27 protein-coding genes are annotated in these 24300 nt (G+C 33.1%); 1 reads left to right on the forward strand and 26 read right to left on the reverse strand.

Translation table 11 applies throughout. The annotated features are described in order from the left end of the window. Positions 1–451 precede the first annotated feature (451 nt). From dnaB to BX659_RS05455, 14 genes are all read right to left on the reverse strand, one after another. On the reverse strand, positions 452–1786 hold the full coding sequence (gene dnaB / locus BX659_RS05390; protein ID WP_097016795.1) for a replicative DNA helicase: 1335 nt from the start codon (positions 1784–1786) through the stop codon (positions 452–454). Positions 1787–1800: 14 nt separating this feature from the next. Further along, a complete protein-coding gene (gene lonC / locus BX659_RS05395) occupies positions 1801–3669 on the reverse strand; it encodes a Lon family ATP-dependent protease (protein WP_097016796.1) in 1869 nt (622 codons plus the stop codon). A 20-nt stretch (positions 3670–3689) separates the two neighbouring features. Beyond that, the gene (gene rplI, locus BX659_RS05400; protein WP_097016797.1) at positions 3690–4136 is read right to left on the reverse strand and encodes a 50S ribosomal protein L9; all 447 of its coding nucleotides are present in this window, start codon (positions 4134–4136) and stop codon (positions 3690–3692) included. A gap of 71 nt (positions 4137–4207) precedes the next feature. Then, a complete protein-coding gene (locus tag BX659_RS05405; RefSeq protein ID WP_097016798.1) occupies positions 4208–5095 on the reverse strand; it encodes a DUF2232 domain-containing protein in 888 nt (295 codons plus the stop codon). Positions 5096–5106: 11 nt separating this feature from the next. After that, positions 5107–5424, reverse strand: coding sequence for a MazG-like family protein (locus BX659_RS05410; protein WP_097016799.1), 318 nt, complete (start codon positions 5422–5424; stop codon positions 5107–5109). Positions 5425–5542: 118 nt separating this feature from the next. Next, entirely contained in the window at positions 5543–5758 is a 216-nt protein-coding gene (rpsR, locus tag BX659_RS05415) for a 30S ribosomal protein S18 (RefSeq protein ID WP_068714555.1), read from the reverse strand. 23 nt (positions 5759–5781) lie between these two features. Further along, complete coding sequence (locus tag BX659_RS05420) at positions 5782–6192, reverse strand: single-stranded DNA-binding protein (RefSeq protein WP_097016800.1); 411 nt, start codon at positions 6190–6192, stop codon at positions 5782–5784. A gap of 20 nt (positions 6193–6212) precedes the next feature. Further along, positions 6213–6497, reverse strand: a complete 285-nt coding sequence (rpsF, locus tag BX659_RS05425; protein ID WP_097016801.1) for a 30S ribosomal protein S6 — start codon at positions 6495–6497, stop codon at positions 6213–6215. Positions 6498–6649: 152 nt separating this feature from the next. Further along, positions 6650–7747, reverse strand: coding sequence for a redox-regulated ATPase YchF (gene ychF, locus BX659_RS05430; RefSeq protein ID WP_097016802.1), 1098 nt, complete (start codon positions 7745–7747; stop codon positions 6650–6652). 54 nt (positions 7748–7801) lie between these two features. Beyond that, positions 7802–7984: a DUF951 domain-containing protein gene (locus BX659_RS05435; RefSeq protein WP_097016844.1), complete on the reverse strand. Its 183-nt coding sequence runs from the start codon at positions 7982–7984 to the stop codon at positions 7802–7804. Between the two features lie 212 nt (positions 7985–8196). Continuing rightward, positions 8197–9018, reverse strand: coding sequence for a carbonic anhydrase (locus tag BX659_RS05440; protein ID WP_216358747.1), 822 nt, complete (start codon positions 9016–9018; stop codon positions 8197–8199). 154 nt (positions 9019–9172) lie between these two features. Next, the gene (locus BX659_RS05445) at positions 9173–10036 is read right to left on the reverse strand and encodes a mechanosensitive ion channel family protein (protein WP_097016803.1); all 864 of its coding nucleotides are present in this window, start codon (positions 10034–10036) and stop codon (positions 9173–9175) included. A gap of 5 nt (positions 10037–10041) precedes the next feature. Further along, positions 10042–11202 (reverse strand): alanine racemase, encoded by a 1161-nt coding sequence (gene alr, locus BX659_RS05450; RefSeq protein WP_258176111.1) that lies wholly within the window; start codon positions 11200–11202, stop codon positions 10042–10044. Between the two features lie 191 nt (positions 11203–11393). After that, positions 11394–12425, reverse strand: a complete 1032-nt coding sequence (locus BX659_RS05455; protein ID WP_097016805.1) for a YkvI family membrane protein — start codon at positions 12423–12425, stop codon at positions 11394–11396. A gap of 150 nt (positions 12426–12575) precedes the next feature. Between BX659_RS05455 and yyaC the strand changes: the two genes are divergently transcribed. Then, a complete protein-coding gene (gene yyaC, locus BX659_RS05460; protein ID WP_097016806.1) occupies positions 12576–13223 on the forward strand; it encodes a spore protease YyaC in 648 nt (215 codons plus the stop codon). A 38-nt stretch (positions 13224–13261) separates the two neighbouring features. Here the strand turns inward: yyaC and BX659_RS05465 are convergent, their stop codons facing one another. The 12 genes from BX659_RS05465 to BX659_RS05520 all read right to left on the reverse strand — a co-directional run bounded on the left by BX659_RS05465 (position 13262) and on the right by BX659_RS05520 (position 24269). Beyond that, positions 13262–13690, reverse strand: coding sequence for a GNAT family N-acetyltransferase (locus tag BX659_RS05465; RefSeq protein WP_172431824.1), 429 nt, complete (start codon positions 13688–13690; stop codon positions 13262–13264). A gap of 1 nt (position 13691) precedes the next feature. After that, positions 13692–14189: a bactofilin family protein gene (locus tag BX659_RS05470; protein WP_097016808.1), complete on the reverse strand. Its 498-nt coding sequence runs from the start codon at positions 14187–14189 to the stop codon at positions 13692–13694. 26 nt (positions 14190–14215) lie between these two features. Then, positions 14216–15178: a M23 family metallopeptidase gene (locus BX659_RS05475; protein ID WP_097016809.1), complete on the reverse strand. Its 963-nt coding sequence runs from the start codon at positions 15176–15178 to the stop codon at positions 14216–14218. A 251-nt stretch (positions 15179–15429) separates the two neighbouring features. Next, on the reverse strand, positions 15430–16101 hold the full coding sequence (locus BX659_RS05480; protein ID WP_097016810.1) for a DUF554 domain-containing protein: 672 nt from the start codon (positions 16099–16101) through the stop codon (positions 15430–15432). A gap of 106 nt (positions 16102–16207) precedes the next feature. Beyond that, positions 16208–17629 (reverse strand): aspartate ammonia-lyase, encoded by a 1422-nt coding sequence (locus BX659_RS05485; protein WP_097016811.1) that lies wholly within the window; start codon positions 17627–17629, stop codon positions 16208–16210. Beyond that, on the reverse strand, positions 17629–18849 hold the full coding sequence (gene hydF / locus BX659_RS05490) for a [FeFe] hydrogenase H-cluster maturation GTPase HydF (protein ID WP_097016812.1): 1221 nt from the start codon (positions 18847–18849) through the stop codon (positions 17629–17631). Before hydF ends, BX659_RS05485 begins: the two co-directional genes overlap by 1 nt. A gap of 103 nt (positions 18850–18952) precedes the next feature. Beyond that, positions 18953–20035, reverse strand: coding sequence for a [FeFe] hydrogenase H-cluster radical SAM maturase HydE (hydE, locus tag BX659_RS05495; RefSeq protein WP_097016813.1), 1083 nt, complete (start codon positions 20033–20035; stop codon positions 18953–18955). A gap of 19 nt (positions 20036–20054) precedes the next feature. Then, the gene (locus BX659_RS05500) at positions 20055–20309 is read right to left on the reverse strand and encodes a hypothetical protein (protein WP_097016814.1); all 255 of its coding nucleotides are present in this window, start codon (positions 20307–20309) and stop codon (positions 20055–20057) included. Continuing rightward, a complete protein-coding gene (hydG, locus tag BX659_RS05505) occupies positions 20284–21669 on the reverse strand; it encodes a [FeFe] hydrogenase H-cluster radical SAM maturase HydG (protein ID WP_097016815.1) in 1386 nt (461 codons plus the stop codon). The genes BX659_RS05500 and hydG overlap by 26 nt, the downstream gene beginning before the upstream one ends. Positions 21670–21936: 267 nt before the next feature. Then, positions 21937–22800 (reverse strand): ParB/RepB/Spo0J family partition protein, encoded by an 864-nt coding sequence (locus tag BX659_RS05510; protein WP_097016816.1) that lies wholly within the window; start codon positions 22798–22800, stop codon positions 21937–21939. Continuing rightward, positions 22793–23554 carry a ParA family protein gene (locus tag BX659_RS05515; RefSeq protein WP_097016817.1) on the reverse strand — a complete coding sequence of 254 codons (762 nt, stop codon included), beginning with the start codon at positions 23552–23554 and terminating at the stop codon, positions 22793–22795. Before BX659_RS05515 ends, BX659_RS05510 begins: the two co-directional genes overlap by 8 nt. 247 nt (positions 23555–23801) lie before the next feature. Further along, the gene (locus BX659_RS05520; RefSeq protein WP_253250666.1) at positions 23802–24269 is read right to left on the reverse strand and encodes a hypothetical protein; all 468 of its coding nucleotides are present in this window, start codon (positions 24267–24269) and stop codon (positions 23802–23804) included. Positions 24270–24300: the final 31 nt, after the last annotated feature.

Here is a 24300-nt window from a genome sequence, read left to right on the forward strand (position 1 = left end):
TAACATTGTCTGCATTAATATAATCACTATCATTTGATACATACTATTCTTATTGATTTTATCCAATTTTCATCACCAACTAAGTTTTTGATTTAGATATATTCTACCAATATCTTCATTTATAATTTTCGACACAAATTACCATATTCCTTGGAGATTTAATTTTTAATTTTAAAAAAAGAAGCAGAAATAATCAATAATTCTTAAAAAAAAGCAGAAATAATCAATAATTCTTAAAAAAAAGCAGAAATAATCAATAATTCTTAAAAAAAAGCAGAAATAATCAAGTATTTGTTATTAAGCTGTAATAATTCAATTTCAAAAGCTCTAATAATTTTATTATATTTTTATTTTATTTAATTTCTTCAATTACTGCTAAATACCTTTATCTTCTTTAGATATAAAAAAAAGAGTGAAGCAACCAATAATCGTTTGCTTCACTCTTTAAAATTTATTTCTCTTCTCTTTTAGACAAATCAACAAATTTGGTATATTCTTTTTGGAAAGCTAACTCAACAGTACCTACTGGACCATTACGCTGCTTACCAATAATTATCTCTGTAATTCCAGCCCGTTCAGAATCTGGATTATAATAATCATCACGATAAATAAAAGCTACTACATCAGCATCCTGCTCAATAGAACCACTAGAACGTAAGTCACTTAATTGTGGTCGCTTATCATTACGCTGTTCCACTGCACGACTTAACTGTGATAATGATACCACTGGAACACTAAGTTCACGAGCCAAACCTTTTAAGGAACGAGAGATATCAGAAACCTCTTGTTGCCTACTTTCAGAACCAGAACCACCAGTCATCAACTGTAAATAGTCAATTAAGATCAAATCTAAACCATGTTCAGCTTGAATTCTTCTGGCTTTGGCTCTCATCTCCATTACTGTAATACCCGGAGTGTCATCTATAAATATTTTAGACTCCCCTAAGCGACCAGCACCTTGAGAGATTCTGCGCCAGTCATTCTCATTTAAGAATCCTGTTCTTAAACGATGGCTATCTACCTGTGCCTCAGAACATAACATTCTCTGTACCAACTGTGACTTTGACATCTCTAAAGAGAAGATAGCTACCGACTTCTTCTCATTTACAGCTGCATGCTGAGCTATATTCAAAGCCAAGGCAGTCTTTCCCATACTTGGACGAGCCGCTAAAATAAATAAATCTGACGGCTGTAGCCCAGATGTCATCTTATCTAAATCCCTAAATCCAGTAGCAATGCCTGTTACATCACCCTTATTATTATACAATTTCTCTAAATTATCAAAGGTATCCATCAAAATATCTTTGATTCCATCAAAGGTTTGTACCGTTCTCCTTTGAGAAAGATTAAAAACCAACTGTTCTGATTGGTCTAGGATATTATCTATCTCTTGATCACCTTTATAACCTAGTTGAGCAATCTGGTCAGCAGTTTTAATTAATCTTCTTAAAATTGCCTTTTCTTCCACAATCTTAGCATAATGCTCCACATTAGCTGCCGTAGGAACACTATTAACTAAAGAGGTAATATAGGAAGCCCCTCCAACTGCTTCTAAATGTCCTGTTTCATTTAATTCCTCACTGACTGTAACTAAGTCAACAGGCTCTCCTTTATCAAATAGACGATTTATTGCATTAAATATAATAGTATGAGCTTCTCGATAAAAATCCTTAGGTTTTAATATCTCAATTACCTTAGCTATGGCATCCCTGTCTAACAACATAGACCCTAATGTAGACTTTTCAGCATCTATACTATTTGGAGGAACTCTATCCATCTCTTCCATCATGAAACCTCCTTCTAGCCATCCAACATCTTATCCAAAACCTCTTGGATATCTACTACTGGGCTTACTTTAATCTTCATATCCTCTAAATCAACCTTATTATCAACTGGAATTAAGACCTCTTCAACACCAGCTTGATATGCACCATAAATCTTTTCAATTACTCCTCCAACTGGCTTGACCTTACCATGTAGTGAAATTTCTCCGGTAATTGCTATATCTTGGCGAACAGCAATCTCCTCTAAAGCACTGATAATTGCTACTGAGATTGCTGATCCAGCAGAAGGACCATCTACTTGACCTCCACCGATAATATTGACATGAATATCATAATCACTGATCTCCTTACCAGTAACCTTACGGATTACAGAGGCAGCAGTAAAGATAGAATCTTTGGTCATACTCCCTGCTGTTTGATTAAAGCGTAAACTCCCCTTACCCTCTTTACTAGCAGGAAAAGCAATAGCCTCTACCTCTAATACAGAACCTAAAAATCCACTGACTCCCAATCCTAAAACCCTACCTACTTGACTTTTATTACTAGCCTCTTTCCTATTGATAGGAACCAATCTACTTAACTTAACAGCCTCTAAAACCTCTTTAGTAGTAATCTTATTCTTTTGATAATATAATGCTAGATTATAAGCATCTATTAAGATATTAACAGCACTTCTTCCTTGAATTGTATATTCACTGATCAATTGGGCAACTCCCTTAGCCACTTTCATATCCAACTTATCAGCAGCCTGCTTGATAATCTTAATTATATCATCTTTAGTTAAAGGTTCGAAAAATATACTAGTAGTTCTAGAACGTAAAGCAGGATTTAAATCCTGTGGACTTCTAGTTGTTGCTCCTACTAAAATAAAGTCGGCTGGAGCTCCATCTTTAAATAACTTTTTAATATATTGAGGAACATTCTCATCATCTGGATCATAATAAGATGAGTCAAAATGTACCCTCTTATCCTCTAATACCTTTAATAATTTGTTCTGTAATATTGGGTCTAACTCCCCAATCTCATCTATAAATAGTACTCCTCCATGAGCCTTAGTTACTAGCCCTAACTTTGGTTCTGGAATTCCCTCTTGTGCTAACTTTCCTTTAGCACCTTGATAGATAGGATCATGAACAGAACCCAACAATGGATTGGTTACCTCTCTAGGATCCCAACGTAATGTAGTTGCATCAACCTCAATAAATTTAGCGTCATCACCAAAGGGAGTACTCTCTCTCTCTTTAGCAATCTCTAATGCTAAACGAGCAGCTGTAGTCTTTCCTACCCCTGGTGGACCATGAATGATAATGTGTTGAGGATAGGGTGATGATAATTTAGCCAATAAAGCCTTAATCCCTCTCTCTTGACCAACAATCTCTTTTAAAGCTTTTGGTCTTAATAGATTATTTGCTGAGACATTAAGCCCTTTATTCTCCAAATATTCAAGCTCAATATATTTCTTTAAAGTCGCCGGAGTATCAGCCCCATCATCTTTACTCTCTTCATTTATAATCTCTTCTTTTATCTCTTTAATATACTCTTGATGCCTTAATTCCAACTTCTTGTTGATCTTCTCTTCTAGCTCTTCCTTAATTGATTTTTTCGCTAAATCATCAACTAAAATATCTTCTAACTCTTTTAAAAGCTTTAATTTATCTTCAAACTCATCAGGAACTTTATCTAACATCGGATGATCTAAAATTATCTTCTGTAAAGCAACCAATTGATCCTTAATATCTTCAGATTCTAATATATCTAATATATCTAATTTACCTGCCTTTAATAATAGCTTTTCTGTTCCATATATTTCTGATAAAAGGTCAAAAAGGGCAGTAACTTTATGCTCTAACTGCCCTTTCTCATCTTGAGTTCGTTTATCTAGCATAGAATCCCCTTTCTAAATCATTAGGCTTCGGTCACTTTAACTTTCACATCAGCAGTTACATTTTTATGTAACTTTATGCTTACTTTCTTAGTTCCTAAAGTTCTGATATTATCATTTAAATCTATTTTACGTTTATCAATCTTTTGACCAGTTTTCTGTTCAATCTTATCAGCAATATCACTAGTCGTTACTGAGCCAAATAATCTACCATTCTCTCCAGCCTTAACCTTAAATGTAAAGATTTTACCTTCTAAGGACTTCGCCTGCTCTTGTGCTTCCTCTAACTCTCTTTCTTTTTTTCTCTTTTTAGCCTTCTTCTTCTGCTTCAAATTATGGATATTTCCTTCATTAGCTTCTTTAGCTAAACCACGTGGCAGAAGATAATTTCGTGCATGTCCATCAGAAGCATTAACAACTTCTCCTTTTTTACCTAATCCTTTAACGTCTTTTTGTAAGATGACTTTCATAATACCCCTCCATTATCTGTTATTATATAATAACTACTTAATCTTGACAATAATCTATTAATAACAAGAGACTAACTTTTATGTAATTTACGAAAATCAATCCAAATATCTAAAAAACCTATTAATAGACTCAAATAATTAATCATTGGCATAAAGAAAAATATAGTTAGTAAAATTAATGCAATCAATCTCTGATTCCTAAATTTTAAAAAATAATAATAAAGAACAGATAACCCTTCCATAAATAACAAGAATGTAATTATGACACAAATGTTCTTAACTAATATATTATTAAAGAAAATAATAGATAATATATAAATAATAGATAATATTCTAGAAAACCTAATAGCCCTAAAAGAGAACTCTACTTTATAATCATATCCTAATTTTTTTAAAGTCAAACTACTGAAATAATAGTTAAATAATGAATTAATTATAGCAATACAGAAAGAAAATGCTAGATAGGTATCCTTTAAAAAATTAATAGTTTGATTTATAACTTGATTTATATTAAAGAAACCTTCTTCTGACAATCCAAATTCTTGGTATAGATCAGAAGATAATTTTAATATTCCTTTCAATTCAGCAAAAATATCTATATTTAAAATATAAGTCAATACACTTAAAATTAGTAAAATCGATATAAAAGAAGTAATAATTCCAATTACTATAATTATCTTTGAAGAAAATTTCTCCTCAAAAGCAGCTCCCATAACAACACCCATAAATCCAATTGTCAGAATAAATACTAAAGAGACCACAGGATCAACTAATATAAATAATATAAATGCAGCTAAGATACTAGCTATTATAGTGAATTTACTCTCTCTTCTAACCGCTAAGATAATTAATGGGACAGGAGCTATAATCCCCAAAAAAGGTAAGAACAAACCCAAAACTACTAACATAACTGTAATCATCGCAAATAATATAATCTCTATTATTATTTTGCTTTTCACTCTTACACACCTCAAGTCCTATCTTTTAGATGTCCTAGTAACTCACTTAAATCACCATACCACGCCTCTATCTGATGCTTATCATTAATATTTAATTCTAATTGTTTTTCTAATTTTCTATCTAGTTGATCAAAGGAATATCCTAATCTCTTAGCTAATAAATATGTAGACATAATTATATTGGTCAAAATTTCTAATAATTTTGCTTCATTCTGTTTAATCATCAATTTAAATAGTAAAGAGACATTACTCAATATTTCTGTCTTTAGCCATTCTATTATCTTCAAATTTTTAGTTATAGAACCCTCGATAGAGTTGAACTTCTTCATGAGGAACCTCCTAATAAAACAATATCACAATCAATCATTATCTATAACTTAATTCTTCTTACGTCTAATTTTTCCTGCAAAGTAAAAATAAAAGGAGGCATAGATTGCCCCCCATTTATTAATCAATTTTATAAGGTAATAAAGCGATATTTCTCGCTCTCTTAATAGCACTAGTTAATTCTCTTTGGTGCTTTGCACAATTACCAGAAATTCTTCTTGGTAAGATTTTACCACGATCTGTTATATATTTACGTAGAATATTAATTCTTTTATAATCAATCTTATCTACTTTATTGGCACAAAAATCACAAGATTTTCTTCTTCCTCTAGCCATCTGTTTTCCCTCCTTTTAAATTTTTAGAAAGGGACTTCTATATCTTCTTCCATAGATTGTATGTTGTTATTATTATTGCTACTGCTATTATTATCACTTCTATTAGAATTACTGTTACCCCAGTCTAAGAAGGTAACATTATTTGCTACAATCTCTGTAACCTTTCTTCTTTGTCCCTCATTAGTCTCATAATAACGAACCTGTATTCTTCCATCAACAGCAACTAGTCTTCCTTTTTCTAGGTGGTTTGCGCAATTTTCTGCTTGCTTTCTCCAAACAACAATATCAACCCAATCTACTTCCCGTTCACCTTGGGAATTTGTATAATCTCGTTGTACTGCCAGAGTAAAGTTACATACTGCGGTTCCATTAGGAGTATATCTTAGTTCCGGATCAGCTCCCAATCTACCAATTAAAACAACTTTATTAAGCAAAATAAAACACCACCTTGTTATTATTCATCTCTTAAAATTAAGTAACGAAGGACATTATCATCAATCTTAAAGATTCTTTCTAATTCCTCAACAGTTGCAGGCTCACCTGCAAAGTTAACTAGTACATAGTATCCAGTCTTATCTTTGTTGATTTCATAAGCTAACTCTTTAGTTCCCATTTTATCTAGATTAGCTACTTCACCACCGTTGCTAGTAATAACACCAGTCATCTTCTCAATTACTGCCTCAGTAGCTTCTTCACCTAAATTAGACTTAATAATAAACATAGTTTCATATTTTCTCATCCGTTTCACCTCCCCATTTGGTCAATGGCCCTGTATAGAGCATGGAATAACATAATAAATTATAACACTAGCTTGTCTAGATTTCAACTATTTTTTATATATTTAGCTTTCAGTTCCTAGCTACTAGCCATTGGCTAAAAGCTAACAGCTAATTACACATTAAATTTAAAGTAACATACATCTCCATCTTCAACAATATAATCCTTACCTTCAAGCCTTAAGGTTCCAGCTTCCCTTGCTTTAGCAAAAGAACCAGCTTCAATTAAATCCTCATAACTGACTACTTCTGCCTTAATGAAACCTCGTTGCATATCAGTATGTATAACGCCTGCTGCTTCTGGTGCTGTAGCGCCTTTTTTAACAGTCCATGCTCTAACTTCCTTCTCCCCAGCTGTAAAGTAGGTGATCAGACCCAGTAATTCATATCCAGCTCTGATTAATTTATCCAAACCAGATTCTTTTATACCTAACTCCTCTAAAAACATCTCTTTCTCTTCTCCATCTAATTCGGCAATCTCTGCTTCTAAGCGGGCACTGATAGTTACTACCTTGGCATCTTCTCCAGCCGCCTTCTCTCTAACTTTTTTAACTAATTGGTTGTCTTCCTCTGTAATTTCATCTTCTCCTATATTGGCAGCATAAAGCACTGGCTTTAAAGTTAATAGATTCAAATCACGAACTAGTTTCTCTTCATCCTTAGATAAACCAGCACTTCTAGCAGGATTTCCTTCTTCCAATACTGGAACCAACTTATCTAAAACAGCCATCTGTTCTTTATAAATCTTCTCCCCTGTTTTAAGCATCTTTTGAGTTCTATCTCTTTTCTTAGTAGCACTCTCCAGATCTGCTAAAACAAGCTCTAATTCTATAATCTCAATATCCCTTAATGGGTCTACACTACCTTCTACATGGGTAATGTTCTCATCATCAAAGCACCTTACTACATGAACAATTGCATCTACTTCTCGAATATTACCCAAAAACTTATTACCTAGACCCTCTCCCTTACTAGCACCTTTAACCAATCCAGCAATATCAACAAACTCAATTGCTGTTGGTACTGTCTTTTTAGGATCGATAACCTCTGTTAGTTTATCCAATCTTCTATCTGGAACCTCTACAATCCCAATATTAGGATCAATTGTACAGAAAGGATAGTTTGCTGATTCAGCACCTGCCTCTGTAATTGCATTAAATAATGTTGATTTTCCTACATTAGGCAAACCAACGATTCCACATTTCATTCCCATCTAATAAACAGCTCCTTTATATTTAGCTTTTAGCTACTAGCCACCAGCTATCAGCTAGTCACCAGTCACTTTCTTTTTAACACTCTTCTCAAATTTAGGACGTGGGAGCATAATCACTCTACCACATTCTATACATTTTATTCTAAAATCCATTCCTGTTCGCAAAATCTCCCATCTATCCTCTCCACAAGGGTGTTTCTTTCTAAATTGAACCACTTCACCAACAGAAAATTTCATCATAAATTCACCCCTTACACTTAAATTACAACTACTAGTATACAGGGAAAAAATAAAAAATGCAAAATAAAGTATTAAGAAGGACTGAAGATAATTATAAGATTATAAACTTTAAATTTATTCACCTATATTATCTTTAAAATTCACTATAATTATTTAATAGATCAAATAATATAAAGGCAATGAGATATTATCTCATTGCCTTTATATTATTATTCAGCCATTACATTGCTAGATTTTTCAGATGACTCCTCAACATTTTTTAAGATTTGATCTACTTTCTCAAATGGTAACCAATTAACTTTACCTGTAGAAACATCATAAATAGCTCCTATAACTTTAACTTTTCTATCTCTTACTAACTCCCTAGTAATTGGACTAGCCATAAATAAATCTTCAATACTCTGCCATACATTCTCTTCTATAGCATATGAAATTATTTGATCAGTTTCTAAATCTGGATGAGCTTGTATAGTAGATTTAACAGCAGGTTCTATATTATCTACTAAAGCAGGAATATTACGCTCTAAAGCATGAGCTACTCCTTGAATACTATGAGTTACCGCTGTAACTGCTCCACACTGTGTATGACCTAACACTACTAGTACAGGAGTATTTACATGAGCTAGACCATATTCGATAGAACCTGCTTCATCAGTATCTATAACATTTCCAGCTATCCTAATTGTAAATATATCCATTACTCCCGCATCAAAAATTAGTTCAACTGGAACTCTAGAATCAGAACAAGCAATTACTGTTGCATAAGCATAATCCTTTTGATCTTCTTTACCTGCTTGTTCAAAACGTTTTTTTGTGATATCAGGATGTTTAGATTCTCCTAGCCAAAACCTTTTATTCCCCTCTTTTAATAAGTTTAATGCTTGCTCTGGACTGGGCTTATTACCAACTGTCTTCTTAACCTCTGATAATTCTTTTGAGTCAGCAGTATCTCCACCATTTTGCATACTACAGCCCATAATACCTATCAATAATAACAAACTAATTAAACAAACAATTCCCTTCTTATTCATATTTATTCCCCCTTAGAATTATTTAATTATAGGATTTGTTTGTATATATATTATATTTAATCTATTTTTTCCCTTCTTTTAAATATAATAAATCAATATTTTTCCATTTTAAAATAAAAAGCAGAGAAAAGATTCTCTACTTTTTAAGTAAATATTACTGCTTATTCACTATTACCATATGATTATAAGGAATCTCGATTCCCTTCTCATCAAATCTTTCTTTTACCCTCTGCCTTATTATCCTAGCAATCTGCCAAGACTCCATCGGCTCTGCCATAGCAACTAATCTGATATTAACACTAGACCCAGCAAGCTCTTGTACCCCTTGCACTGTAGGTCCTTCCTTGATTTGAGGAAATTCTTCCTTTAACTCATTGGCTAACTCTTTTAAGACATCAATAGCTTCTTTAATATTTTGGTCATAATCTATTGGAGCATCAATAACAATCCTTCTAGTCTCTGAGCTAAGATTGGTTACTTGTTCTATCTTACCATTAGGGATAATATGCAAATCACCATCAAAATTTCTTACCTTAGTTACCCTTAATCCAATCTCTTGAACAATTCCCTCAATCCCTGCAACCTTAACATAATCACCGATAGAAAATTGTCTTTCAAATAAAATAAAGAACCCTGTAATAACATCACGAACAAGGTTCTGAGCTCCAAAACCTACAGCTAGTCCCACTACTCCTGCACCAGCTATAATAGAGGTCGTTGGCACACCAAGTACATCCAGCCCCATTGTTCCTCCAAGAAAATAAAGAATATACCTCAAAGCACTCTTTAGAACAATCTGTAAAGTCTTATTTCTCCTTTTAACATACTGGTCATATTTTGTTTTCTCTTCAAATAAGCGATCAATTAGATAATTACCTAGCTTTAAAAGTAACTTTCCTACTATTAAAATACCTGCTAACTGCAATAGCCCTACACCAATTTTCATCAATAAATCAGGATCTAGAATCCTCTTGATAAAACTATTAAAAACGCCTTCAAAATCTGTAAAATCTCCCATAAATATTACCCCTCCTTAAATCCAATAACTTTCTTATCCTTATAAAAGACTCTAGGCACCCTTAAAGCAATTCTACAAACTATCTCATAATTTATAGTTTTTAACTTACAAGCTAGCTCATCTGCCGAGATCTCCTCATCTCCTTCCTTTCCTATTAAGGTTACTACATCTCCTATCTCTGCTTTCATTCCAGATACATCTATCATCATTTGATCCATACATATATTTCCAATTACTGGAACCCTCTGTCCTTTAAATAAAACCTCTACCTGACCAGATAAAGCCCTAGAATAACCATCATGATAGCCAACAGGCAAAGTAGCTACCTTAGTTCTAGATTGAGTTATATAGGTTCCTCCATAACTGATTGGTGTTCCTGCATTTACCTCCTTTAGATGAACAATCTTGGCCTTCCACTCCATAGCAGGTTTTAACTCTATCTGATCAGATAACCTTGGGTCAGGATATAATCCATATAAAATTATCCCCATTCTTACTAATTTATAATTGGCTTTAGAAAAATTGATAATGGCTGCACTATTAGAAGTATGTATTAATGGAACTTCAATCCCGTTATCCTTTAAAAAACCGACTAGTCGATTAAATCTATCTAATTGCTTAGCAGTATAAACCTTGTCTACATCAGATTTAGCAAAATGGGTAAAGAGACCCTCAATTTGAATATGAGGTAACTTAGCAATTTTAACTATCTCTTCTCCAGCCTCTTCATCAGCTAGCAGTCCTATCCTTCCCATCCCTGTATCTACTTTAATATGTATTTTTATATCAATCCCTAGTTGAGATAACTCCTTAGCTAAAGCATAAGTATAAACCGTTGGCGTTAAATCATATTCTACTATCTCGTCAATTTGGTTGGTCAATAGAGTTCCTAAAATCAAAATAGGCACTTCTATTCCTGATCTGCGTAATTTAACCCCTTCATGTACTGTAGCTACACCAAGCCAGCCTACTCCCTCTTGCACAGCCACTTTAGCAATTTCACTTGCTCCATGACCATAGCCATCTGCCTTAACAATTGCCATTATCCCTGTTTCTGAACTGATTCTTTCTTTGACCTGTTTGAGATTAAACTTGATAGCATCTAAGTCTATATTTAACCAAGTAGGTCTTAAATTTTTAAGCTCCATAACCTCTCCTTCTTTCATATTATTATAAAAATTTTTAAGCATATCTTCTCAATAAACCTGTTTAGGGTGAAATTTAAATATAACATTATAGATATTACCACTCTTTACGCCTAAGGCTAAGATTAAGGTTAAATATTATTTAACCTTAATCTTAAAATATCACAACATCCCCATCAAACTCAATTTTATAATCGGACATCTATATAAATTTACAAATGCCTATTAAGATTTCTAACATAACTAAAGATTAAAAATAATAATAATCCTAAACTTAATTTTCCTAACTGTGGATAAATTAATTCAACTAGCTTAGAAAAAGGCATTTTTACAAAGGGAAATACAAAAATTAAAATAATAAAAATAACCTTTCTCTCCGATAATCCCAAACTGTCATTTAACCTGCTAGTTAGAGCATATAAGTTACAACTAGCCGTAGTCAACATCGCCAGCCATAAAGTAGATGAGTATATATAATACAAATCATACTTATAACCTGCAATTATATCTATAATAGGAATCTGGCTATTTACTATCTCATTATAAAATTGATACAAGAGATAATAGAGGAAGAAAGCTACCGTTCCTAAAACTATTCCTCCCATAGAAATTCCACAAAAAAGCTCTTCCTTTTCTACCTTTAAACTCAAAGGAACTAATACTGTTAGTGCTAAAATCAGATTATATCCAGTATAAATAAAAGAAGAGGCTATCCAATTTACTTTTAAGTAATCATGGGGGAGAACAATCCTAAAATCATCTATAATACCTAAAAGTACAGCTACTATAATAACTAACAAGAGTGGAATTAAGATTAAATTAAGCTTCATAATACCTTCTACCCCATAATAATTTGACCAAATAATAACTATTATTGTTAATATCAATCCAAAATTTATCTTATAATTAAAGAATTGATTAAATATCTCTTTACTACCTGCTAACATTACAATTAAACTACCTAATAAGAATAAAGTTAAAATTAAATCAGCTATGAATCCAAATTTCTTTCCAGCAATACTATAAAATAATTCTTTATAATTATTTGATTTTAAAGTATGACTTATCTGAACAATAAGAAGGCCTAAAATAATGAATAGTAAACCAGAGAATATTATCCCTAATAAACCATTACTACCATAAATAACGAAGAACTGTAATATTTCCTGTCCTGAAGCAAAGCCTGCTCCAATAACTGCTCCAATATAGGTTACAGCTATCTGTAAACTTTTATTTATCTTCACCTTATCCCCCCTCAATCATTTATATGAAGGGAAAAAGGGATAAATTTAGGTAAAAGTTTACAGTTTAGATAAAAGTAAATTTCCACATCTTAAAAGAGTAACTAGTTTATAGTCAAAACTATATTTTTAATTAAAAAGTGGTGGATAAAAATGGATAAATTTATTTCCAATAAAGAAAAATATCATAAGAAGATTGATAATAATCATGAAAACATAGCATCTACTAGCTTTAACAGACAGGAGTTATTAGAACAAGACAGAGTGCATATTGATGACCCACTAGCAATTAGCCATCTTAAAAAGATTATCAGACATAAATTACAGACAAGATATAATCCACAAGCCCAAGAGTTAATAGTAATATGTATTGGAACAGATCGCTCTACTGGAGATTCTTTGGGTCCTTTAACTGGTTCTAAGCTATTAGATTTTCGTTTTAGAAATAACACAAAAATCTTTGGCTCTCTAGAAAAACCTGTTCATGCTACTAACCTAGAAGAACACCTAAATTATATTAATAAGAATTACTCTAATCCATTTATTATAGCAATTGATGCTAGCTTAGGAAGAAGTAGCAGTGTTGGTTCAATCAGTGTCAATAATGGACCTTTAAAGCCAGGTTCTGGAGTTAATAAGAATCTCCCTCCTGTAGGAAACATACACATTACTGGCTTGGTAAATGTTTCTGGATACATGGAATATTTCGTACTACAAAGCACTCGCTTAAGCTTAGTTATCAAAATGTCCAAAATAATTGCTTATTCTTTATTCCAGGAATTAAGGGAATACAATAGCTAAAGGCTTTGATTTATCTTATTAAATCAAAGCCTTTACCTTTATAATATTTTATTCATCTTCAGATGTTCAATACCTGCTTCTTCAATTATATCCTCTGAAAGTACATTAAAGCCATTATTCTTATAAAAAGCAACAGCATGGGTTTGAGCATGTAAAAGCAACTCCTCTAACCCTTCTTTTTTAGCAAAATCCATAACCTCAGATAATAATCTAGAGCCTACTCCTTTGTTACGATACTCTTTTTTAATTGCCATTCTCTGTACCTTAGCCAAATTATCATTAACCAATAATAATCTGCAGGTTCCAATAACTGCTTCTGGTGTCTGAACTATAAAATGAATTGCTCTCTTATCATCTTCATCAAGCTCCAATTCAGCTGGAACACCTTGTTCTCCAATAAATACTTCTCTTCTCAATTTGAAGGCCCTTTGTAAATCTTTTTCCCTAGTTACTATTTTAAATTCCATATTAGTCATTCTTCTTATCTTTATCTTCTTCTAATCTTTTAAAGCCATTATTAGAGTTATTATTAGAGGATTGCTTAGATTTATTATCAGTTACTTCTTCTTTACCTTTCTTATCTAAAGTTTTTTTAGATTCAGATATCTTCTGATCAATCTCTGCCTTAGAAGTACTATTACCTTGGAAAGTTGCTCCATCATGAATAATTAAGTTAGAAATAGATATATCACCTATCAATTTACCTGTTTCTACTATCTCTAATTTACCTTCAGCCTTTACATTACCTTCAATAACTCCAGCAATCATGATATTATCACCTTGGACATTGGCGGTTAGCCTTCCTTCTTTACCTACATAAATATCACCATTTACAATTAACTGCCCTTCTAGTTCTCCATCTATTCTAATTGATTCAGCCACTTCAATTACACCTTCAACCTTTGTCCCTGCGCTGATAATTGTTCCTATACCCTTTGCTTTTTTCTTTTTCTTCTTTCCGAACATCTATAGCCCCCCTATTTATCATATAACTATTTTATATATTCCATTGGATTAACTACTTTTCCTTTATATCGAATTTCATAATGTAAATGAGGTCCTGTACTACGTCCAGAATTACCTGATAAAGCAACTACATCTCCTCGCTGAACCCATTGTCCACTCTTTACTAATACTCTATTATTATGTGCATATATGGTTCGATAACCATAGCCATGATCAATTACAACCTTTCTACCATAACCATCATTCTTATTTCCTGCAAAGATTACTCTACCCTTTCCAGTAGCAATAACCTTATGATTATACCAGATACCAATATCTATACCATCATGAAATAGCCTTTTTTTCAATACTGGATGGTAGCGATATCCAAAAGGTGAGGTAATGCGTCCTTGACCATTCCTAATTGGCCACCCTTGAGGTTTAGCCTCTATAAATCTATTATGTTCTACTACCTTCTGCTTTAGATCATATAAATCTTCTTTCTGTTTTGGCATTACTTCCTTTAACATAACCAGATTGGCCTCTATATACTGGATCATATCACTGCCTTTATCCTCTGAGTTTTCAAAGTCATAATAGCCAATATTATTGCTCATATTAGTTTGCATGTCATTACTTTCACTAATATCATCTTTCCCATTAATTAATTCCCTTATCTCTTGTTTCTCAGTTATAATATCCCCAAATTCATTATTTATCTTCTCTATCTCGTCAATAAATTTCGATAATCTCTGCTCATAATACTCTTTTTCTTCCTTAAGAACTTGATTCTTCTCTTTATAAGGAAGCAGATTACTAATCTCATCTTTGGCCTGGCTATATTCTCCATAATAATACCATAAAAAGCCTACCACAGTAATAACAGAAATAAATATAGACAAAAAGATAAACTTAATACTACTCTTAGATATACGTAAGGTTCGGACATCACCATCGGTATGGGGAACAATTGTTAGAGTTATTTTCCGCTTTCCCTTATGATAAGACATAATGCTGTCCCCTCCATTTTATAGATTAAATGTGCTTATTAAAACCAAATACCTGATTAAATAGTCAAACTTATTACAATTATTCTACATAAAAAACATTTTTCCTTTTTTTTATCAAGATTTCAAATTAATTATTTTTATTAAATAAACTTCATATTATTTAAATTAAAAGTACTATAATGGTCTAAGTTATAATATCATCTTACTGATTATAAAATTAAATTATAACAATTATTCATTATTTATTATAATTAGAATAAGTAAACTAAGGCAATTACTACAAAAATAGCCGGTAATAGATTTCCGACTTTAATTTTGGTTATATTTAGCATATTTAAAGCAATTGCCAAAATTAATAGTCCTCCTGTTGCTGTCATTTCAGTAATGATAGGGTCGGTCAAAAAGACCTTGACCTGACTTGCTAATAAAGTAATAGCACCCTGATATAAAAATACAGGTATTGCTGATAAAATAACTCCTATACCTAAAGTAGAGGCAAAGGCTATTCCAGAAAATCCATCTAATAAAGCTTTGGCATATAATGTAGAGGGGTCATGCTGTAATCCATCCTGAATAGCCCCCATTATTGCCATAGCACCAACACAATAGATTAAGCTACATTGGACAAAGCCTTCAGCTACTCTACCCCTATTTCCTAGCCTTCTCTCAAACCATTTACCGATGCTTTCTAATTTATCCTCTATATTAATTGCTTCTCCAATTAATCCACCTATTAATAAGCTAAAGATAATATAGGTTGGGTTATTAGTGCTTAATGCCATCTGTATACCTATCAGTAATACTGATAAGCTCAATCCCTGCATAACAGTTTCCTTAAATCTCTTCTTTAACTTAGCTCCAAGCATCATTCCTAAACTACCTCCTATGATAATCGAGATAGTATTAACTATAGTTCCCTTCATATTCTCTCTCCTTCATTATTCCTTGATTTTATAAAGAAATTATACTTTTATCTCTTAATTCCTGCTAAAATAGTAAAAAGAGAGGATTTTTCCTCTCTTTTTTGCACTAATCTTTTATCTTCCATTCTTTATACAATTTTTCTGCTGCTATACCTGGATGGGTCATCTCAGTCGGACTTAAGATTTGCTTTAGCTCTTCTTCACTAAAGAGCCCCCTCTCTAGAACAGCTTCTCTAACCTTCTTTTCTCCTATTAAAACCTCTTTAGCAATCTCTGTTGTCAGTTTATAGCCTAAATAAGGGTTTAATGCTGTTAGTAGTCCCAAACTATCTTCTAATAGCTCTTGGCACCGCTTTTGATTAGCTTCAATTCCTGTAATACATCTCTCTCCAAAAACTTTAACACCATTTTTTAAGACTGTTAAGCTCTCTAGTAACTTATCGGACAATAACGGGGTCATTACATTTAACTCCAATTGACCCGACTGAGCAGCCAAAGTAATGGCTTGGTCATTACTGATTACTAGAAAGGCTACTTGATTGATCGCTTCAGGTATTACTGGATTGACCTTGCCTGGCATAATTGAAGAACCTACCTGTACTTGAGGTAATTTAATCTCACCTATTCCTCCTTTAGGCCCTGAGCTCAATAATCTCAGATCATTAGCAATTTTATTTAAGTTTACAGCTAAAGCCTTTAATAAGCCTGAAACTTCCACAAAAACATCCAAATTTTGTGTATTATCTATCATATTCTCAGCATGAGCTAGATTCAAACCTGTGATGTTTCTAATTTCCTTGACAACCTTAAAGATATATTTGCGGGGAGCATTCAAACCTGTCCCTATAGCTGTCCCACCTAAATTAATCTGCTTTAATCGCTCAGCTACTTTAAATAATCTCCATCTATCACGGCTAATCGCCTCAGCATAGGCAGAGAACTCCTGTCCTAGAGTAATAGGGACAGCATCCTGTAGTTGAGTCCGACCTAATTTGAGATAATTGGCAAATTCCCTCTCCTTTTCTTGTAATACTTCCTGTAAGTTAGCAACCTCTTCACTTAAGGGTATCAATAATTTTAAGGCAGCAATTCTGACAGCAGTCGGATAGACATCATTGGTAGACTGGCTTAGATTAATATCTTCATTGGGATGAACTAGACTGTAATCCCCCTTTTGTCCTCCTAACAGCTCAATAGCTCGATTAGCAATCACTTCATTGACCATCATATTGGTCGACGTCCCTGCTCCACCTTGTAAAGCATCTAAGATAAACTCCTCATCAAATTCTCCTGCTAATATCTCCTTACAAGCCTTTAAAATAGCTTCTTTCTTCTCTTCACTAACCTTAGCCAACTCATAATTAGTAATTATTGCAGCCATTTTAATTTGAACTATAGCCTTAATCAACTCCAAATTGACCTTTCTGCCAGTAAGGTTAAAGTTTTCAGCAGACCTTAAAGTACTAATTCCATAATAGCTTTCATCTTTAAGCTCTCTAACCCCTAATAAGTCCTCTTCAACTCTCATTACTCTTCCTCCCAGATCATTTGAGCTAAGGGAAAAGGTTCTAAGGCTCTATCTAAAATACCATGTACATAAGCAATTAGCATCCCATAATTAACGATTGGAACACCTAGACTGTCAGCCTTCTTCAACCTATATAGAATCTCTTTGCGATTGGTCATACAGCCTCCACATTGAACAATTAAACTATACTCCTCAACATTATCAGGAAATTCCCTTCCAGCCACATGGTCAAATTCCAACTCTCCACCTACTTCTTGGCGTAACCACCTAGGAATTTTGATAGTTCCAATATCATCAGCAGTCCGATGGTGGGTACAGCTTTCACAGATTAATACCTTATCTCCTGCCTTAAGTTTAGAGATTCCTTTAGCACCTCTAGTAAAGATCTCTAAATCACCCTTATAGCGAGCAAATAAGACTGAGAATCCAGTCAACATAATATCTTCTGGTACATCGGCAGCCACCTTCATAAAGGCTTGAGAATCAGTAACTACAATTTTAGGCTTCTTTTTAAGACTATCTAAAGCACCTTTTAACTCTGTTTCTTTAACTACTACTGCTTGGGCATCATTATCAAGAATATCTCGTAAGGTCTGAACCTGTGGTAAGATTAATCTACCCTTAGGAGCAGCCAAATCTATTGGAATAACCAATACCACTATATCTTGAGGTTTGATTAAATCTCCAATAATATGGGGTTCTTCAAATTTCTCTGGAGCTTGTAGGATTATCTCTTTCTTTAGCTCTTCTATCCCTGTCTGCTCTTTAGCACTGACTTTCAATAATTTAATACCTAACTCCTTCATTAAAGAGTTTAACTCTAACTTATCAAATTTGTCCTCTTTATTGACTACTCCTACAACTGAAATCTCCCGATCCTCTAATTCAGCCAGTAGCTCCTTCTCATATTCATCTACTCCTACTTCAGGATCAATTACTAATAAAGCCAAATCCGTCCTACTTAAAGCCTCTTTGGTCTTCTTAATTCTTAACTTCCCTAACTCACCTACATCATCAATTCCTGCCGTATCGATCATAGTCACTGGTCCAATCGGTAAGATTTCCATTGACTTATAGACTGGATCAGTCGTTGTTCCTGCTACATCAGAAACCACAGCCAAATCCTGATTGGTCAGTGCATTAATTAGACTAGATTTACCAGCATTTCTCCTCCCTAAAAGAGCAATGTGTAATCTATTAGCCTGTGGTGTGTTTTGCATAATTCTTCACCTCCGAAGTTATATAAATAGCGCGAGTGATTAGTGGGAGCGTGAGAAACCCTAATATTGAAAGACTCACACTGAAAACTCACACTGACACTTATTATTTATTAGTCCTCTTAAAGTAATGTGGTGAATCTCCCCACTCACCATACACAATCTCATCACCTACTGTACCCACTCTAGCAGCTAAGCAGTTCTTACAGTCAGATGCCTCTTCATCGATACAGGGTTTGTTCTCATAAAGTTGATACTCTGTTCTATATTTTCTGTGAGTAATAATCGGCATTAAAATATTAGCTCCTGCCTTTAGTGCCATCTCACGCCCTACTGGATTTAGAGCCTGTAAGGCAGTAGTTGCTGCAATATTAATATCTTTCATTAATAGTCTTAGGATTGCAACCATCTTCAATCCCCAATTAAGGTTTCTAGTCTTTAAAACTCCATTATCTTCAACATCCTTAGCTGTCGGGGTATCTTCATGGAGAACATAAGGTCCCATTCCAACCATATCAATATCATTTTCTTTAAAGAAGATTAAATCATCAACTAAATCTTCTATAGTCTGACCTGGAAAACCAATCATTACCCCAGTACCTACCTGATAACCGATCTCTTTCATCTCTGCTAAACATTCTAATCTACGTTTAAAGTCATGGTCATCTGGGTGAAGGGAATTGTATAACTCTTGATTAGAGCTCTCTATTCTAAGTAAATAACGATGGGCTCCTAGATCATACCAACGCTGATAGGTTTCCTTACTCTGCTCTCCTAAGGACAAGGTAATCCCTAATTCATCATTACTTAATTCTTTAATCTTCTTAATTATATTATCAACAAACTCAACAAACTCCTTATCACTTCTCTCCCCTGATTGGAGAACTATCGAACCATAATTATTCTCATAAGCCCATTTAGCTCTATCTAAAATCTCTTCCTCAGTCATAGTAAATCTATCTACCTTGTTATTATCCTTTCTAATTCCACAATAATTACAGTTCTTGACACATACATTACTAAACTCTATTAAACCACGATAGTAAACCTTCTGCCCTATATATTCAGCTTTAACTTCATAAGCTTTATCATATAGTTTTTGTAAATCCTCTTTATCCTCTAGATTCATTAAATAAATTAAATCATCTCTAGTTAATTGATCTTTGTTCAAAATAACTTCTAAATTCATATGATAACCTCTTTCTGCTTTAGTTTTTATCTGAATTAAAATAATCATTAAAGAGTATAGCTGACTTATCTTTCAACTTTTTATCTATATTTTGACCTAACAATAGAAATTCATCATTCTCTCCTATCACTTCAGAACTAGTAAATTGTTCTTGACCAACTTTAAAGATATAGTCAATTCTCTTACTTGCTTTTTTATTCAGCCAGACCTTATTATTATCTTGGTCAATCAGTTTACTTAACTCTTCTTTAAAAGTATAAATCTCTTTTTTCATTTTCAATCTCCTCTAATTTAGCTTCAATCTTCTCTTTAGTCTTCTCATCTTCTATCTCAGCTAATTTTTCTTGTATTAACTTCTCCCCAACATCTTTAGTCTTCTCAGAAGCATAATCCTCTAAATATTCCTTAAAGGTTAATAGAGCATTAGGTCCACAGTATCTTTTGATAAAGCCAGGAATAGCAAATTCCATAAAATGTTCTCCTGTCCTGCCTAAACGATAACAGGCAGTACAGAAGGAAGGAATATATCCATCACTAAGCAATTCATAAATTACATCATCTAAAGATCGACTATCTCCTATCACAAACTGCTCACGATTTATATCTTGTTCATCATCATCATCAGAATAACCATTTATCTCTATCTTAGTTCCAGCATCAATCTGTGAAACTCCTAATTTAATAGCTTCTCTTCTTAGCTTAGCATCTTCACGGGCTGTTAAGATTAAACCAGTATAAGGAACAGCAAGTCTTAAAATTGCTATTATCCGTTTAAGTTCTTCATCATTAACAAAGTATTTATCATCTATACTGACATTACTAGCTTCCTTTAATCTAGGAAAAGAAATTGTATGAGGACCAACATTGTACTTCTCTTCAAGATGAATTGTATGCTCTAATAGTCCCATCACTTCATACTTCCAATCATATAATCCAAATAATACTCCAATCCCTACATCATCAATTCCAGCTTCCATTGCTCTATCTAGTCCTGTTACTCGCCATTTAAAATCTCTTTTAGGTCCAGAATGATGTACCCTTTGATAAGTTTCATGGTGATAAGTCTCTTGGAAGATCTGATAAGTTCCAATACCAACCTCTTTTAATTTCTTATACCCTTCTACATCCAAAGGAGCAGCATTGATATTAACCCGTCGAATCTCCCCTTTATCCTCTCTTGTATCATACACAGCTTGAACAGTCTTAGCAATAAAGTCTGCATCATAATCTGGACTCTCTCCATAAACTAAAATAGAACGCTTCTGCCCTTTCTTCTCCATTGCTTTAACTTCAGCTTGTAATTCTTTAATAGTCAAAGTACAGCGATCAATCTCGGTATTAGAAGCCTTAAACCCACAGTATTCACAGTTATTGATACATTTATTTCCTACGTATAAAGGAGCAAATAATACTATTCTATCACCATAAACTTTGTTCTTTAACTCCTCAGCACCTTTAAATATTCTCTCAATCCATTCTGGCTTGTCAGCTTGCAGAAGAGTGGCTGTCTCTTCTAAAGACAGTCTCTCTTTATTTAATGACTTATTAATAATTGTCTCTATCTTCTCTTCTGTCGGTTTTACCTGTGCTAAAATATCCTCTAACTTCTTATCATCAATAAAATCCTTTGACACCTTTATCACTCCTCTTGAGATTTTTTTCACATTTATAAACAAAAAAAGACTTACCACAGAGATAAGTCTTGACATACTAGTCCTAAGACACTCTCTCCCTATGATTAGGATACCCCTTTCATTTAGAGAACTTGTAATAATATTTCACTTTACCCCTCTAAACCAGGAAAAATCCCAATCCATTAGGGTGTTTCATGTGAAACATTAAAATATTCATATTTAATTATATTATACATTATGGAAAAGAAAGTTTCAAACAACTTCTTCCTATTTATCTAATACCTCAATTATTCTAGATAAGTCATCATTAGAATAATATTCAATAACTATCTTACCCTTCTTCTTGCCAGATTGTATTGCTACCTTAGTTCCTAAAATACCTCTTAACTTCTCTTCGACTATAGTCACATTTGGATCTTTTTTAGTTATTGTTTTCTTCTTAGACTTACCTTCTTTATTCTTTAATCCTTTAATTAGACGTTCAGTCTCTCTTACACTTAACTCTTTCTCTATTATCTGTTTAGCTGCTTTCTTCTGTAAATCAATATCTTCAATAGCCAATAATGCACGGGCATGTCCCATTGCTAGAGTTCCACGTGAAACATACCCTTTAATTTCATCAGGTAATTTTAATAATCTCAAAGAATTAGCAATACTAGAACGACTCTTACCAATCCGTTTAGCCAATTCAGCCTGTACCAAATTAAAAGTATCAATTAATTGCTGATAAGCTTCAGCTTCTTCAATAGGATTTAAGTCTTTTCTCTGTAAATTTTCAATCAAAGCAATCTCCATCATCTGTTGCTCATCAATCTCTGTAATGATTGCCTCTATCTCTTTTAGCTTTAAATTCTTAGAAGCTCTATATCTTCTCTCCCCCGCTACAATCTGATAATCTGAACCACTTTCAGCCTTCCTTACTATGATAGGTTGAATCAATCCATGCTCTTTAATAGACTGAGTAAGCTCCTCTAGCTCTTCTTGATTGAAAGTCTTTCTTGGTTGATAAGGATTAGGCTTAATTAACTCTAAATCAATCTTCCTTATCTGCGAAGTATCCCCTTCTATTAAATTACTATCGGAATTACTAATTAAAGCATTTAATCCTCTTCCTAGTCTTCTTTTAGACACGTACAATCACTTCCTTTGCCAATTCTAAATATGCTTTAGCACCTGTAGAGGTCTTATCATAAATATTAATCGGTTCTCCAAAGCTTGGTGCTTCACTTAAACGTACATTTCTTGGAATAACAGTCTTATAAACTATCTCCCCAAAATGTTCCTTAACTTCATAGCTAACCTGTTCTGATAAATTTGTTCTAGAGTCATACATAGTTAATAGAACACCATTTATATCAATATCAGGATTCAACCCCCCTTTAATTAAGTCAATAGTACTCAACAACTGACTTAACCCCTCTAAAGCATAATACTCACACTGAATAGGAATCAGTACAGAATCAGCTGCTGCTAATGAGTTTAAAGTCAATAATCCTAAAGAAGGCGGACAGTCTATTAAAATAAAGTCATAATCTTCCTTGACCTCATTTATTGCCTGCTTGACCTTATATTCTCTAGAGATACTTGATACTAACTCAATCTCTGCCCCTGCCAATTCTAAGGTTGCTGGAACAATATCCAACCCTTCTATAATGGTACTTTTCATTATTTCACTTAGCTTCTTACCCTCTATCAATACTCCATAGATACAGTCTTCGATCTTAGACTTGTCCACTCCAACTCCACTAGTTGCATTCCCTTGTGGGTCTATATCCAATAATAGAACCCTCTTACCTAGCTCTGCTAAATAACTTCCTAAATTGACAGTTGTAGTACTCTTTCCAACTCCACCTTTTTGATTAACAATTGCAATTGTCTTACCCATCTTTTCACCTCTTAACTCCAATTATTTTATATAAATTTAATATAACTTACTTTATACAATAATCCATTTTATTCCTATTGTACTATTAATAGTTCGTTAAATAAAGCTAAACTCCTCTTGCTATCTCTCTAAATAAGAGATTTTATAATCTAATTTATATGTCTAATAAAATTTTAAAACAGTACAGCTTAAATCATATACAGAGTTAAGAGGTTATAGATAAAATAGGAAGCAGATTATCTGCTTCCTATTTACTAATCTTAAATTTGCTAATAGCAAGAAGCTCATCATCAAGATAAAAATAAATAGAGTACTCTCCAAATAAGCTTGGCACCATCAATTGACTCTTATTCTTATTAATAAAGCTAATATAATCTCTAGCTACAGAATCAGAAAAATTACTTAAATTTAAGTAATTAATTAGTCTATCCTTAGGGTCAAACCACTTAATTTTAATATTATGCTCCTGATTATCAGGAATCCATTCAATATAATATTGGACTCCTTTGTGCTTACTTAGACTAAATTCATCCCTATATGTAACTGGAAAACCTTCCTTATTCAATCCTTCAGTTGTTAATAAGGTATTGATCCTTATTTGAGCAAGTGCCGGTAGTGAACTCACTAGCAGAATTAAAGCTACTAGAAAAAATTTAATCATAGTACCTTTAATAAAACCTCTAAAACCACTTTGAAAAATATTATATTTAAACAATAAAATCACCCTTTCGGAAGATATAGCTATA

Source organism: Orenia metallireducens (genome assembly GCF_003001995.1).
Lineage (GTDB): Bacteria > Bacillota > Halanaerobiia > Halobacteroidales > Halobacteroidaceae > Orenia > Orenia metallireducens_B.

Bases quoted from the DNA above. Each gene is read 5' to 3' on its own strand.
- dnaB (WP_097016795.1), bottom strand. From the start codon at position 1,786: ATGGAAGAGATGGATAGAGTTCCTCCAAATAGTATAGATGCTGAAAAG.
- lonC (WP_097016796.1), bottom strand. From the start codon at position 3,669: ATGCTAGATAAACGAACTCAAGATGAGAAAGGGCAGTTAGAGCATAAA.
- rplI (WP_097016797.1), bottom strand. From the start codon at position 4,136: ATGAAAGTCATCTTACAAAAAGACGTTAAAGGATTAGGTAAAAAAGGA.
- BX659_RS05410 (WP_097016799.1), bottom strand. From the start codon at position 5,424: ATGAAGAAGTTCAACTCTATCGAGGGTTCTATAACTAAAAATTTGAAG.
- rpsR (WP_068714555.1), bottom strand. From the start codon at position 5,758: ATGGCTAGAGGAAGAAGAAAATCTTGTGATTTTTGTGCCAATAAAGTA.
- rpsF (WP_097016801.1), bottom strand. From the start codon at position 6,497: ATGAGAAAATATGAAACTATGTTTATTATTAAGTCTAATTTAGGTGAA.
- ychF (WP_097016802.1), bottom strand. From the start codon at position 7,747: ATGGGAATGAAATGTGGAATCGTTGGTTTGCCTAATGTAGGAAAATCA.
- BX659_RS05435 (WP_097016844.1), bottom strand. From the start codon at position 7,984: ATGAAATTTTCTGTTGGTGAAGTGGTTCAATTTAGAAAGAAACACCCT.
- BX659_RS05440 (WP_216358747.1), bottom strand. From the start codon at position 9,018: ATGAATAAGAAGGGAATTGTTTGTTTAATTAGTTTGTTATTATTGATA.
- BX659_RS05445 (WP_097016803.1), bottom strand. From the start codon at position 10,036: ATGGGAGATTTTACAGATTTTGAAGGCGTTTTTAATAGTTTTATCAAG.
- alr (WP_258176111.1), bottom strand. From the start codon at position 11,202: ATGAAAGAAGGAGAGGTTATGGAGCTTAAAAATTTAAGACCTACTTGG.
- yyaC (WP_097016806.1), top strand. From the start codon at position 12,576: ATGGATAAATTTATTTCCAATAAAGAAAAATATCATAAGAAGATTGAT.
- BX659_RS05465 (WP_172431824.1), bottom strand. From the start codon at position 13,690: ATGGAATTTAAAATAGTAACTAGGGAAAAAGATTTACAAAGGGCCTTC.
- BX659_RS05470 (WP_097016808.1), bottom strand. From the start codon at position 14,189: ATGTTCGGAAAGAAGAAAAAGAAAAAAGCAAAGGGTATAGGAACAATT.
- BX659_RS05475 (WP_097016809.1), bottom strand. From the start codon at position 15,178: ATGTCTTATCATAAGGGAAAGCGGAAAATAACTCTAACAATTGTTCCC.
- BX659_RS05480 (WP_097016810.1), bottom strand. From the start codon at position 16,101: ATGAAGGGAACTATAGTTAATACTATCTCGATTATCATAGGAGGTAGT.
- BX659_RS05485 (WP_097016811.1), bottom strand. From the start codon at position 17,629: ATGAGAGTTGAAGAGGACTTATTAGGGGTTAGAGAGCTTAAAGATGAA.
- hydF (WP_097016812.1), bottom strand. From the start codon at position 18,849: ATGCAAAACACACCACAGGCTAATAGATTACACATTGCTCTTTTAGGG.
- hydE (WP_097016813.1), bottom strand. From the start codon at position 20,035: ATGAATTTAGAAGTTATTTTGAACAAAGATCAATTAACTAGAGATGAT.
- BX659_RS05500 (WP_097016814.1), bottom strand. From the start codon at position 20,309: ATGAAAAAAGAGATTTATACTTTTAAAGAAGAGTTAAGTAAACTGATT.
- BX659_RS05515 (WP_097016817.1), bottom strand. From the start codon at position 23,554: ATGGGTAAGACAATTGCAATTGTTAATCAAAAAGGTGGAGTTGGAAAG.